At 70.0% G+C, this 12218-nt stretch carries 11 protein-coding genes; 8 read left to right on the top strand and 3 right to left on the bottom strand.

Annotated features, from left to right (window positions below; all coding sequences use genetic code 11):
* Window positions 1-117 precede the first annotated feature (117 nt).
* On the bottom strand, window positions 118-2385 hold the full coding sequence (locus ACIBK6_RS28250) for a (Fe-S)-binding protein (protein ID WP_399054191.1): 2268 nt from the start codon (window positions 2383-2385) through the stop codon (window positions 118-120).
* A 263-nt stretch (window positions 2386-2648) separates the two neighbouring features.
* Here ACIBK6_RS28250 and ACIBK6_RS28245 point away from each other — a divergent pair, with 263 nt between their 5' ends.
* The 7 genes from ACIBK6_RS28245 (at window position 2649) to ACIBK6_RS28215 (ending at window position 9880) form a co-directional block, all read left to right on the top strand.
* Window positions 2649-3497: an NAD-dependent epimerase/dehydratase family protein gene (locus ACIBK6_RS28245; RefSeq protein ID WP_399054190.1), complete on the top strand. Its 849-nt coding sequence runs from the start codon at window positions 2649-2651 to the stop codon at window positions 3495-3497.
* Between the two features lie 13 nt (window positions 3498-3510).
* Window positions 3511-4557: an MraY family glycosyltransferase gene (locus ACIBK6_RS28240; protein ID WP_399054189.1), complete on the top strand. Its 1047-nt coding sequence runs from the start codon at window positions 3511-3513 to the stop codon at window positions 4555-4557.
* Window positions 4558-4586: 29 nt separating this feature from the next.
* Entirely contained in the window at window positions 4587-5360 is a 774-nt protein-coding gene (locus ACIBK6_RS28235) for an FkbM family methyltransferase (RefSeq protein WP_399054188.1), read from the top strand.
* Between the two features lie 323 nt (window positions 5361-5683).
* The gene (gene dnaK / locus ACIBK6_RS28230) at window positions 5684-7549 is read left to right on the top strand and encodes a molecular chaperone DnaK (protein WP_399054187.1); all 1866 of its coding nucleotides are present in this window, start codon (window positions 5684-5686) and stop codon (window positions 7547-7549) included.
* Complete coding sequence (grpE, locus tag ACIBK6_RS28225) at window positions 7549-8190, top strand: nucleotide exchange factor GrpE (protein ID WP_399054186.1); 642 nt, start codon at window positions 7549-7551, stop codon at window positions 8188-8190. The genes dnaK and grpE overlap by 1 nt, the downstream gene beginning before the upstream one ends.
* A 45-nt stretch (window positions 8191-8235) precedes the next feature.
* Complete coding sequence (dnaJ, locus tag ACIBK6_RS28220; protein ID WP_399054185.1) at window positions 8236-9414, top strand: molecular chaperone DnaJ; 1179 nt, start codon at window positions 8236-8238, stop codon at window positions 9412-9414.
* Between the two features lies 1 nt (window position 9415).
* Entirely contained in the window at window positions 9416-9880 is a 465-nt protein-coding gene (locus ACIBK6_RS28215; protein ID WP_399054184.1) for a heat shock protein transcriptional repressor HspR, read from the top strand.
* A gap of 108 nt (window positions 9881-9988) precedes the next feature.
* Here the strand turns inward: ACIBK6_RS28215 and ACIBK6_RS28210 are convergent, their stop codons facing one another.
* A complete protein-coding gene (locus ACIBK6_RS28210; RefSeq protein WP_399054183.1) occupies window positions 9989-10924 on the bottom strand; it encodes a helix-turn-helix transcriptional regulator in 936 nt (311 codons plus the stop codon).
* A gap of 382 nt (window positions 10925-11306) precedes the next feature.
* Between ACIBK6_RS28210 and ACIBK6_RS28205 the strand changes: the two genes are divergently transcribed.
* Window positions 11307-11639, top strand: a complete 333-nt coding sequence (locus ACIBK6_RS28205) for a (2Fe-2S)-binding protein (protein WP_350231239.1) — start codon at window positions 11307-11309, stop codon at window positions 11637-11639.
* Window positions 11640-11799: 160 nt separating this feature from the next.
* Here ACIBK6_RS28205 and ACIBK6_RS28200 read toward each other — a convergent pair whose 3' ends face one another.
* Window positions 11800-12213, bottom strand: coding sequence for a pyridoxamine 5'-phosphate oxidase family protein (locus ACIBK6_RS28200; protein ID WP_399054182.1), 414 nt, complete (start codon window positions 12211-12213; stop codon window positions 11800-11802).
* Window positions 12214-12218: the final 5 nt, after the last annotated feature.

Raw genomic sequence — 12218 nt, 5'->3', positions numbered from 1 at the left:
TGATGCTCTTTTTGGCGTCCGCTGCTCCCACCTCTCACCCCCCCCCACCCCCCCGCGCCCCCCCCCCCCCCCCCCCCCCCCCCCCCCCCCCCCCCCGCTTCCGTGTGCGTACGCGGACTACTTCACCGGCTCAGGCTCCGGTGCGTTCTCCGCCTCGGCCGTGCCGGCCGGGTCCACCGGGGTCTTCACCGAGTCGAGGAGCAGCTGGGCCACGTCCACGACCTGGAGCGACTCCTTGGCCTTGCCATCGTTCTTCTTGCCGTTCACGGAGTCCGTGAGCATCACGAGGCAGAACGGGCATGCCGTCGAGACGATGTCCGGGTTCAGCGAAAGGGCCTCGTCAACACGCTCGTTGTTGATGCGCTTGCCGATCCGCTCCTCCATCCACATGCGCGCACCACCGGCGCCGCAGCAGAAGCCGCGCTCCTTGTGGCGGTGCATCTCCTGCTGGCGCAGGCCCGGGACGGCCGACATGATCTCGCGCGGCGGCGTGTAGACCTTGTTGTGGCGGCCCAGGTAGCAGGGGTCGTGGTAGGTGATCAGACCGTCGACCGGGGTGACCGGGACCAGCTTGCCCTCGTCGATGAGGTGCTGGAGCAGCTGAGTGTGGTGGATGACCTCGAACTCGCCGCCCAGCTGCGGGTACTCGTTCGCGATCGTGTTGAAGCAGTGCGGGCAGGTCGCGACGATCTTCTTCGCCGACTTGGGCTTCTTGGTCGACTCGTCCTCGTCGTCCTCGCCGTACGCCATGTTCAGCATGGCCACGTTCTCCTGGCCGAGCTGCTGGAACAGCGGCTCGTTGCCGAGGCGGCGGGCCGAGTCGCCGGTGCACTTCTCGTCGCCGCCCATGATCGCGAACTTGACGCCCGCCATGTGGAGCAGCTCCGCGAAGGCCTTCGTGGTCTTCTTCGCCCGGTCTTCGAGGGCGCCCGCGCAGCCGACCCAGTACAGGTAGTCGACCTCGGTGAGGTCCTCGATGTCCTTGCCGACGATCGGGACCTCGAAGTCGACCTCCTTGGTCCACTCGACGCGCTGCTTCTTGGCGAGCCCCCAGGGGTTGCCCTTCTTCTCCAGGTTCTTGAGCATCGTGCCCGCCTCGGACGGGAACGCGGACTCGATCATCACCTGGTAGCGGCGCATGTCGACGATGTGGTCGATGTGCTCGATGTCCACCGGGCACTGCTCGACGCAGGCGCCACATGTGGTGCAGGACCACAGGACGTCCGGGTCGATGACGCCATTCTCTTCGAGGGTGCCGATCAGCGGGCGCTCGGCCTCCGCCAGGGCGGCGGCCGGAACGTCCTTGAGCTGCTCCTCGGTCGCCTTCTCGTTGCCCTCCATGTCCTTGCCGCCACCGGCAAGGAGGTACGGGGCCTTGGCGTGCGCATGGTCGCGCAGCGACATGATCAGGAGCTTGGGGGAGAGCGGCTTGCCCGTGTTCCAGGCGGGGCACTGCGACTGGCAGCGTCCGCACTCGGTGCAGGTGGAGAAGTCGAGGATGCCCTTCCAGGAGAAGTGCTCGATCTGCGAGACGCCGTAGACGTCGTCCTCGCCCGGGTCCTCGAAGTCGACCAGCTTGCCGCCCGAGGCCATCGGCTGGAGCGCGCCGAGGGCGACGCCGCCGTCCGACTCGCGCTTGAACCAGATGTTGGGGAAGCCGAGGAAGCGGTGCCAGGCCACCCCCATGTCGGTCTTGAGCGCGACCGTGATCATCCAGATGAACGACGTCGCGATCTTCAGGCCCGCGAAGAAGTAGGTGAGGTTCTGCAGGGTGGTCAGGCTCATCCCCTTGAACCAGGCGACCGCCGGGTACGAGATGAAGAACGAGGCCTCGTAGCTGTCGACACCGTGCTGGGCGCCCTCCAGGGCGTGCAGCGTGAAGATGCAGATGCCGACGATGAGGATGACGGCCTCGACGAAGTACGCCTGGCCGGTGTTGGAGCCCGCGAACCGGGACTTGCGGCCCGCCCCGCCCGGCCGGTTCAGCTGCCGGATGACGATGAGGGTCAGGATGCCGAGCGCCGTCATCGTGCCGAGGAACTCTACGAAGACGTTGTACGGCGCCCAGTCGCCGATGATCGGCAGGATCCAGTCGGCCTTGAAGAGCTGGCCGATGGCGTTGACGATCGTCAGCAGCAGCGAGAAGAAGCCCACGGCCACGAACCAGTGCGCGACGCCGACGATGCCCCACTTGTTCATGCGGGTGTGGCCGAGGAACTCCTTGACCACGGTGATCGTGCGCTGCTTGGGATCGTCCGTGCGGGTACCGGCCGGAACGGGCTGGCCGAGGCGTACGAAGCGGTAGATCTGCACGATGGCACGGCCGAACAGCGCTACGCCGACCGCGATTAGGACCAGCGACACGATGATCGCGGCGAGTTGCATGGTGGGGCTCCTCGGGCCTGCGAGGTGGGTGACGGGGGACGGGCTCGAACGGATTACTAAGCAGTAACTTATCCAGTCCACCTGAGCGTACCCACTTATTCCGCCGCACTGTAGCCGCGCAAGCGGTGATCTGTGTCGCTCAGCGTGCCCTCGAACGCACCCCGATCTCCGTCGTGTTATTCACCACATATGCGGACATAACAAACTAACTTGTTCCCCGCCACTTCACGACGACCGAACAGACCGAACCGAATGGGTGTCCCATGCCAGCTCCCGCCACGTACCTCGTCACCGGTGGTGCCGGATTCATCGGCTCGCACCTCGCCGATGCGCTGCTCGGCCGGGACCACACCGTGATCGTGCTCGACGACCTGTCCACCGGCGCCCGCGCCAACCTCGCCGCCGCCTGGTCCGACCCGAGGCTGCGCTTCGTACGCGGCTCCGTCCTCGACGAGCGCCTCACCGACGAACTCACCGCGTGCTGCGACACCGTGGTCCACCTCGCCCCCGCGACGGGCTGCGTCGGCGCCGCGGCCCTGCGGCACGGCCGCAAGCTCCTGATCGCCGCGGCGGACGGCCGCGGCGAGGCGGCCGCGGGCGCCACCGTCGTACGGATCGGCGACACGGTCGGGCCGCGCCAGTCGCCCGGTCACGCCACGCTGCTGCGCCGCCTGGCGCGCCGCGCCGTCGCGGACGAGCCGCTCACCGTGCACGGCGGCGGCACCCGGCGCTGCCGCCTCCTCGACGTCGCCGACGCGGTGGACGCGCTGCTGGCCCTGCTCGCCCACCCGGGCGCCGCGGGCGCCGAGTTCGACCTCACGGGCGCCGAGGAGACCAGCGTCCTGGCCCTGGCCGAGCGGACGCTGGCCCGGAGCGGCGGCACCTCCGTCATCCACCGGCTCGGGTACGCCGACGACCGCGCCCCCTATGAGAAGGACACGGCCGCCCCGCCCGACCCGGCGCGGCTGCGCGAACTCACCGACTGGCGGCCGACGCGCGGCCTCGACGACATCATCGACGCGGCGCTCGCCCGGGCCCGCGCCGAAGCGCCCGTCGTGCTGCCCGGACTCCGTCTGCCCGCCGCCTCGCCGGCCGGGCAGCACCTCGGCTGACGGGAGCGCGGACATGCTGCACGGGATCACGGCCGCGACGGCGGCCCTCGTACTGACCGCCCTGCTGGCCGGCCTGATCCGCGCGGTGGTGCTGCGGTTCGGCCCGGCCGGGGTCCGCAGGAGCGGCGCCGCCCCGCACCTCGGCGGCATCGCCGTCGCGCTCGCCACCCTCGGCGTGGCCTGCGCGGGACCGCTGCTCGGCGTCGCCGAACTCGGCGCGGGCGTGGCCCCCCTCCTCGGCGCGGCCGGCGCGGTCGCCCTGCTCGGCCTGGTCGGCGACCTGCGGCCGCTGGGCGTACGGGTCCGGCTCGGCGCGGAGGCGGCCGCCGCGACCGCGGTCGTCACGCTGGCCGGACTGCCGCCGGGCGCGGGCGCCCTCGCGGTGCTCTGGATCGTGTTCGTCACCAACGCCTTCCAGCTCCTCGACGCCTCCGACGGTGCGATGGGCGCGGTCGCCGCCGTCACCGCGCTCGGCCTCGCGGTGTGCGCGATCGCCGAGGGCCGGCCCGGACACGGGCTGCTCCTGAGCGTGCTCGCCGCCGCCCTGACCGGCTTCCTGCTGCACAACTGGCATCCGGCCCGCATCCACCTCGGCGACTGCGGCTCGCTGTTCACCGGCTTCCTGCTCGCCTCCTCCGCGGTGACCGTGCACGCCGGTACGCCCGGCCCGCAGGCCACCGCCGAACTGTTCGCGCTGACCGCCGTCGTCCTCACCGACACCCTGCTCGTGGTGGCCTCCCGCCGCCTCGCGGGCCGCCCGCTGCTGCGCGGCGGCGGCGACCACATCGCCCACCGGCTGCGCCGCATGGGCCTCAGCACCCAGGGCTCGGCCGTCGTCCTCGGCCTCGCCTCGCTGGCCGGAACCCTCATCGGGCTCCAGATCCACGACGGGCGCATCGCCCCAATCGCGGTGTTGCCGCTCGTCCTCCTGGTGCCGTCCGCGGTCGTGCTGCTGCTCCGGGTGCCGGTGTACGGCCCGGCCTCGCGGCGCCGCGCACCCCGCGCCCGTACCCCCGCGAACCCCACCGCCTCCGTCGACCTCGCGGGCGGCCGCGGATGAACCCGTTTCCGGCAGGGAGCAGTACGCACATGACGACGAACCTCCTGCGCCCGCTGCGCCGCGCGGTGCGCCGCCTCGGCATCGACGTGGTCCGCCACCGCCCCGGCGGCGGCGACCTGGTCCGCCTGCTGCGCCGGTACGAGATCGATCTGGTCCTCGACGCCGGCGCGCACCGCGGCGACTTCGGCACGCTGCTGCGCGAGGCGGGCTACCGCGGCCGCATCGTCTCCTTCGAGCCGCTGCGCGAGCCCCGCGCCGAACTGCGCCACCGCGCCGGGCTCGACGACACCTGGAGCGTCCTGCCGTACGCGCTCGGCGACCGCACCGGCACCGCCACCCTCAACATCTCCGGCCACTGCGGCCCCGCCAGCTCCTTCCTGCCGATGCTGCCCCGGCACCGCGCCGCCGCGCCGCGCACCGCGTACACCGGCGACGTCATCGTGCAGACCCGCCGCCTGGACGAGCTGTGGGAGCAGGTCACCGCCCCCGGCGAGCGGGTCTTCCTCAACCTCGATGTACAGGGGTACGAGGCCCAAGTGCTTGGCGGGGCAGGGGAGTTCGCGGATGAGATCTGCGGAGTGCGGCTCGGGGCGCCGCTGGTGCCGCTCTTCCAGGGCGCCCCGCTCTTCGACGAACTGCTCGCGCTGGCCAGGGAGAAGCTGGGGCTGACCTTGATGTCGCTGGCGCCGGGCCTCACCGACCCCCGCGACGGCCGCACGCTGCGGTGCGAACTGGTCCTGCTCCGGGAGGACACCTCCGACCCGTCGGAACAGGTCCCGGCGCAGGCGGCGCACGCCGAGTAACGCGCTTTCGACCGCGGCCCGGTGGGGGCTGACCGCGCAGTTCCCGGCGCCCCTGAAAACCACCGTTCGGCTGCGGACCGTGCTGGGTTGCTCGCGCAGTTCCCCGCGCCCCTCCAGGGCGCCCGATCGCCCCGGAGGGACGCCTTTTTTGGGGCGCGGGGAACTGCGCAACCGGCCCCCATCGAGCCGCAGTCGAAGAACTGTGCAACGTAAGCCGCACATAAAAGTTGAGTCGATGAGACTCAGCTCTGTTGACCGCCCGGGACGGATGAGGCATCCTTGAGCCAGTTCCACTCAAGTAGTCAGTTGTTGGAGGAATCGAAATGGCACGTGCGGTCGGCATCGACCTGGGCACGACTAACTCCGTCGTCAGCGTTCTTGAAGGCGGCGAGCCCACCGTCATCACCAACGCAGAGGGCGCCAGGACCACGCCGTCCGTCGTCGCCTTCGCGAAGAACGGCGAGGTGCTGGTCGGCGAGGTCGCCAAGCGCCAGGCGGTCACCAACGTCGACAGGACCATCCGGTCGGTCAAGCGCCACATGGGCACCGACTGGAAGATCGAGCTCGACGGCAAGAGCTTCAACCCGCAGCAGATGAGCGCCTTCATCCTGCAGAAGCTGAAGCGCGACGCGGAGGCCTACCTCGGCGAGAAGGTCACCGACGCGGTCATCACCGTGCCGGCGTACTTCAACGACTCCGAGCGCCAGGCGACCAAGGAAGCCGGCGAGATCGCGGGCCTCAACGTCCTGCGTATCGTCAACGAGCCGACGGCCGCCGCCCTGGCCTACGGTCTCGACAAGGACGACCAGACCATTCTCGTCTTCGACCTCGGCGGCGGCACCTTCGACGTGTCGCTCCTGGAGATCGGCGACGGCGTGGTCGAGGTGAAGGCCACCAACGGTGACAACCACCTCGGTGGTGACGACTGGGACCAGCGCGTCGTCGACTACCTGGTGAAGCAGTTCCACTCCGGTCACGGCGTGGACCTGTCCAAGGACAAGATGGCCCTCCAGCGCCTGCGCGAGGCCGCCGAGAAGGCCAAGATCGAGCTGTCCTCGTCCACCGAGACCTCGATCAACCTGCCCTACATCACGGCCTCCGCCGAGGGCCCGCTGCACCTGGACGAGAAGCTCACGCGCGCCCAGTTCCAGCAGCTGACGAGCGACCTCCTGGAGCGCTGCAAGACGCCGTTCCACAACGTCATCAAGGACGCGGGCATCAACCTGTCCGAGATCGACCACGTCGTTCTCGTCGGCGGTTCCACCCGCATGCCGGCCGTCGCCGAGCTCGTCAAGGAGCTGACCGGCGGCAACGAGGCCAACAAGGGCGTCAACCCGGACGAGGTCGTCGCCATCGGCGCCGCCCTGCAGGCCGGTGTCCTCAAGGGCGAGGTCAAGGACGTCCTGCTGCTCGACGTGACCCCGCTGTCCCTCGGCATCGAGACCAAGGGAGGGATCATGACCAAGCTCATCGAGCGCAACACCACGATCCCGACCAAGCGGTCCGAGATCTTCACGACGGCCGAGGACAACCAGCCGTCCGTGCAGATCCAGGTCTACCAGGGCGAGCGCGAGATCGCGGCGTACAACAAGAAGCTCGGGATGTTCGAGCTCACCGGTCTGCCGCCGGCCCCGCGCGGGGTCCCGCAGATCGAGGTCGCCTTCGACATCGACGCCAACGGCATCATGCACGTGACCGCGAAGGACCTCGGCACGGGCAAGGAGCAGAAGATGACCGTCACCGGCGGCTCCTCGCTGCCGAAGGACGAGGTCAACCGCATGCGCGAGGAGGCCGAGCAGTACGCGGAGGAGGACCACCGCCGCCGCGAGGCCGCCGAGAGCCGCAACCAGGGCGAGCAGCTCGTCTACCAGACCGAGAAGTTCCTCAAGGACAACGAGGACAAGGTCCCGGGCGAGGTCAAGACCGAGGTCGAGGCCGCCGTCGCCGAGCTGAAGGAGAAGCTCAAGGGCGAGGACTCGGCCGAGATCCGCACCGCCACGGAGAAGGTCGCCGCCGTCTCGCAGAAGCTGGGCCAGGCCATGTACGCCGACGCCCAGGCCGCGCAGGGTGCGGCCGGCGGCGCCGGTGCCGAGGGCGCCTCGCAGCAGCACAAGGCCGAGGACGACGTCGTGGACGCCGAGATCGTCGACGACGAGAAGCCGCGTGACGCGAAGGGCGGCGCCCACTGATGACGGAGGAGACCCCGGGCTTCGAGGAGAAGCCCGACGTCCCCTCCGGCACCGGTGCGGAAGACGCCGAGCCGAAGGCCGCCGACTCCTCCGAGGAGGGGAAGGCGGCCCCGGCCGGGGACGCAGCCAAGGACATCGCCCTGCAGGCTCAGCTGGACCAGGCCCAGACGGCGCTCACCGAGCGCACCACGGACCTCCAGCGCCTGCAGGCCGAGTACCAGAACTACCGCCGCCGGGTGGAGCGGGACCGCGTCACGGTCAAGGAGATCGCCGTCGCGGGTCTGCTGACCGAACTGCTGCCCGTCCTGGACGACATCGGCCGGGCCCGGGAGCACGGCGAACTGCAGGGCGGCTTCAAGTCGGTGGCCGAGTCTCTTGAGACGGTCGCCGCGAAGATGGGCCTGCAGCAGTTCGGCAAGGAGGGCGAGCCCTTCGACCCGACGGTGCACGAGGCCCTGATGCACAGTTACGCGCCGGACGTCACCGAGACGACCTGCGTGGCGATCCTGCAACCGGGGTACCGGATCGGCGAGCGCACGATCCGGCCCGCCCGGGTCGCGGTGGCCGAGCCCCAGCCGGGAGCGGCCGCCAAGGACGAGAAGTCGAACGACGAGGAGAGCGGTGGCCCCGAGAAGGGCTGACGCCGCGGTCATGGCAGAAGTGATCGTCCGGAAGGAGGGATGTCGATGAACACGAAGGACTTCGTCGAGAAGGACTACTACAAGGTTCTCGGCGTCCCCAAGGACGCCACCGACGCCGAGATCAAGAAGGCGTACCGCAAACTCGCCCGCGAGAACCATCCGGACGCCAACAAGGGCGACGCCAAGGCGGAGGAGCGCTTCAAGGAGATCTCCGAGGCCAACGACATCCTCGGCGACCCCAAGAAGCGCAAGGAGTACGACGAGGCGCGCGCCCTGTTCGGCAACGGCGGCTACCGGGCGGGTCCCGGTGCCGGCGGCAGCTTCAACTTCGACCTGGGCGACCTGTTCGGCGGGCAGCAGCCGGGCGGCGCGGGCGCCGGCGGCTTCGGCGGCGGGCTCGGCGACGTGTTCGGCGGCCTGTTCAACCGGGGCGGCGCGGGCACCGGCACGCGCACCCAGCCGCGCCGCGGGCAGGACCTGGAGTCCGAGGTGACGCTCAGCTTCACCGAGGCGGTCGACGGGGCCACCGTCCCGATCCGGCTGTCCAGCCAGTCCCCCTGCAAGGCCTGTTCGGGCACCGGCGACAAGAACGGCACGCCCCGGGTGTGCCCGACCTGTGTCGGCACCGGCCAGGTCTCGCGCGGCTCGGGCGGCGGCTTCTCGCTGACCGACCCGTGCGTCGACTGCAAGGGCCGCGGTCTGATCGCCGAGAACCCGTGCGACATCTGCAAGGGCAGCGGGCGGGCCCGCTCCTCGCGCACCATGCAGGTCCGTATCCCGCCGGGCGTCTCCGACAGCCAGCGGATCCGGCTGCGCGGCAAGGGCGCGCCGGGCGAACGGGGCGGCCCCGCAGGCGACTTGTACGTGGTCGTCCACGTCGACGCCCACCCGGTCTTCGGCCGCAGGGACGACAACCTCACCATCACGGTGCCGATCACCTACGTGGAGGCGGCGCTGGGCGGCGAGGTCAAGGTTCCCACCCTCGGCGGTCCGCCGGTCACCCTGAAACTGCCCGCGGGCACCCCCAACGGCCGTACGATGCGGGCGCGCGGCAAGGGCGCGGTCCGCAAGGACGGCACCCGGGGCGACCTGCTCGTCACCGTAGAGGTGGCCGTGCCGAAGGACATGGACGACAAGGCCCGCGAGGCCCTGGAGACCTACCGCGAGGCCACCGAGGGCGAAGACCCGAGGGCAGAACTGTTCCAGGCCGCGAAGGGAGCATGAGATGGACCGCCAGCGTCGGCAGCCTCAATTTGGTAATCGGGCGTACGAACTGAACGATGAGACGCCGGTGTACGTCATCTCGGTGGCGGCCCAGCTCTCGGGCCTCCACCCGCAGACCTTGCGGCAGTACGACCGCCTCGGCCTGGTCTCGCCCGACCGCACGGCCGGGCGCGGCCGGCGCTACTCGGCCCACGACATCGAACTGCTGCGTACGGTGCAGCAGTTGTCGCAGGACGAGGGCATCAACCTGGCCGGCATCAAGCGCATCATCGAGCTGGAGAACCAGGTCGCGGCGCTGCAGGCCAGGGTCGCCGAGCTGTCGTCGGCGGTCGAGGGCGCGGCCGTCGCCATGAGCCAGCGCGAGGCCCAGGTGCACGCCTCCTACCGCCGGGACCTGGTCCCGTACCAGGACGTGCAGCAGGCCAGCGCGCTGGTCGTCTGGCGCCCGAAGCGGTCGACGGAGTAGTCCGGGTAGGTCCGGGCCGCCCAGGCCCCTGCGAGTCTCCTCAAGGCCCGCCACCCCCTTTCCGGGGGTGGCGGGCCTTGAGCGTGTTTCGGAGCCCGTGCCGGCCTCTCAGGCGTCCTGGTCCAGGATCCCGGACTGGGCGATCAGGAAGCCGAGTTGGGCCCGGCTGCCGCTGCCGAGGGCGGCGGCCAGCTTGGCGATGTGGGCGCGGCAGGTGCGGACGTTCATGCCGAGCCGGCGGGCGATGGCCTCGTCCACGTGGCCCTCCACCAGGAGCTTGGCGATGGAGCGCTGGACGCCGGTGATGCCGGCGGTCTCCAGGTGGTAGGGCACCTCGTCGTCCCAGGGGACGGCGTACTGCCAGAACTGGTCGAAGACGCCGACGAGGTACTGCACCAGGCCCTCGTGGCGCAGTTCCAGGGCGACTTGGCGGTCGCTGCGCGCGGGTATGAAGGCGATCTTGCGGTCCATGATGATGAGCCGGTCGATGATCTCCTCCAGGGTCCGCACCTCCAGACCGTACGGAGCGATCCGTTCCACGTAGCCGATGGTCGCGGAGTGGTGGCGGGCGGTGTGCTGGTAGAGGGTGCGCATCTCCACCCCGCGGGCGACCAGCGGTTCGATGCGGCGAAGCCCCGCCTCGAAGCTCTCCGGTCTGCGGCCGCTGCCCGGCTGGATGACGAGCAGTTCCTCGGTGCACTCGTCGATGACGCGGTCCAGCGTCGCGTTGATGAGCTCCAGGCCTTCGAGGACGGTGACCGCGTGGGTGCCCGAGAGGGCGGGCGTGGCGATCGACATGAACGGCTCGAAGGTGTTGGCAAGTGCGACGGAGAGCTTTCGGCGCTCCTGGATCTCGCGCTCCAGCGGCTGCGTCAGCAGGTTGAGCACCACCGTGGGCGGAACCGGGCGCAGGAGTTGCGCGTCATCCGGGTCGGGGCGGAGCAGGGTGAGGTCGACGAGGCATGGCGCGGATTCGGCCTCTGAGCGGGTAATTCCCCCAGTACGCAGGGCGAGCGCGTACAGAGCCGTTCCTGTCTCGCACAAGTCAACTGGGCCGTGATCGTGTCCTATATGCCCCTGATTCAACCTAGTTGCACCCCCCTCATCCTTTTGAATTACAGGAACATGATGCCTGGCTGCGCTGGTGCAAGCGCTCGGAGTGGGCCATCGTCGTATCCGCGGGGGGAGGTAATGATCAAAAGAGGTGGAGATCGGCCATGAGCAGGATGGTTCGAGCACTAAGCACGACAGCTGTTGTGGCGGCTGCGTTCTGCGCTCTCTCGGCGCCTGGGGACATTACTTGGGAGAGCCACCCCGCGAAGTCGGACACCGCGTCCCGGCAGGACATAACCTGGGAGATAGCGCCCAAGACCGCGACGCTTGCCGGGGACATCACCTGGGAGGCCGCTCCTGCGGGTGCTGTCGCATGAGCTTCCCGCCCGATGACCGTACCTTCCGTCGTGAAATGGCCACGGCCTACCGCTCTGGGTGGCACTTCATCGATCTCGCCACAGCGGTTCCGCACCGTGGCGATTCGTTGATGGTCACCCTGCTCGGTGAGCCGGTCCTGATCGCGCGTGAGGACGACGAGGACGTCCGTGCCTACCGCTGCCTGCGCCGGCCGCGCGGGGCGCCGCAGCCCATTCGCTGCGTTGTCCGGTACGGCATGGTCTTCGTGAATCTTGACCAACGCGACCACCAGCTTTTCGAGTCGGAGGCCCAACCCGATTCATCCACCGCCACCCCCCGCAGTGCCTGACGCGATCCCCCGTCGTTGTACATCGCGCAGGTGCTTCCCCCACACAGCGGCGCCATCGTGGACCTGAACACGATGGCGCCGCTGTGCTGCCCGGGTACATGCGGGCCATGAGGTTCATGAAGTCCGTGCGGGCCCTCCGGTCCATGCCGCCGCAAGCGGCTCAGGTGTTGCCCATGGCCCGGTCGAGCCTGATCTCTATGAGCACCCGGTCCGGGTTCGGGGCCGGGGTTCGCTGGTAGCGCACCGCGTAGCGCTCCACCGCGTCCGCGATCAGTTCCGCCTCCGTGCGCACGACCGCGCGGCCCTCCAGCGTCGCCCAGCGCCTGCCCTCCAGCTGGCAGAGCGCGACCCGGGCGCCCGCCGGGTCCGCCGCGAGCGCGGCCAGGATGTTGGCGACCTTCCGGCTCCTCTTGTTGGTGATGATCCGCGCGAGGCCCGCCTCCGGGTCGTACGTCGCCCCCACCGGCACCACGTGCGGCGAGCCGTCCGGCCGCTGCGTCGTCAAGGTGCAGATGTGGCGTTCGCGCCAGAAGCTGAGATAGGCGTCGTCGGGTGTGCGTACGTCGATGGCCATGGCCA

It is taken from the genome of Streptomyces sp. NPDC050485 (assembly GCF_044458185.1).
Lineage (GTDB): Bacteria > Actinomycetota > Actinomycetes > Streptomycetales > Streptomycetaceae > Streptomyces.
This window is presented reverse-complemented; position numbering and strand designations above follow the sequence as displayed.

Excerpts from the sequence above, each read along its gene's own strand:
- dnaK (WP_399054187.1), top strand. The coding sequence starts at position 5,684 with ATGGCACGTGCGGTCGGCATCGACCTGGGCACGACTAACTCCGTCGTC.
- ACIBK6_RS28200 (WP_399054182.1), bottom strand. The coding sequence starts at position 12,213 with ATGGCCATCGACGTACGCACACCCGACGACGCCTATCTCAGCTTCTGG.
- ACIBK6_RS28205 (WP_350231239.1), top strand. The coding sequence starts at position 11,307 with ATGAGCTTCCCGCCCGATGACCGTACCTTCCGTCGTGAAATGGCCACG.
- ACIBK6_RS28240 (WP_399054189.1), top strand. The coding sequence starts at position 3,511 with ATGCTGCACGGGATCACGGCCGCGACGGCGGCCCTCGTACTGACCGCC.
- grpE (WP_399054186.1), top strand. The coding sequence starts at position 7,549 with ATGACGGAGGAGACCCCGGGCTTCGAGGAGAAGCCCGACGTCCCCTCC.
- ACIBK6_RS28245 (WP_399054190.1), top strand. The coding sequence starts at position 2,649 with ATGCCAGCTCCCGCCACGTACCTCGTCACCGGTGGTGCCGGATTCATC.
- ACIBK6_RS28235 (WP_399054188.1), top strand. The coding sequence starts at position 4,587 with ATGACGACGAACCTCCTGCGCCCGCTGCGCCGCGCGGTGCGCCGCCTC.
- ACIBK6_RS28250 (WP_399054191.1), bottom strand. The coding sequence starts at position 2,385 with ATGCAACTCGCCGCGATCATCGTGTCGCTGGTCCTAATCGCGGTCGGC.
- dnaJ (WP_399054185.1), top strand. The coding sequence starts at position 8,236 with ATGAACACGAAGGACTTCGTCGAGAAGGACTACTACAAGGTTCTCGGC.
- ACIBK6_RS28215 (WP_399054184.1), top strand. The coding sequence starts at position 9,416 with ATGGACCGCCAGCGTCGGCAGCCTCAATTTGGTAATCGGGCGTACGAA.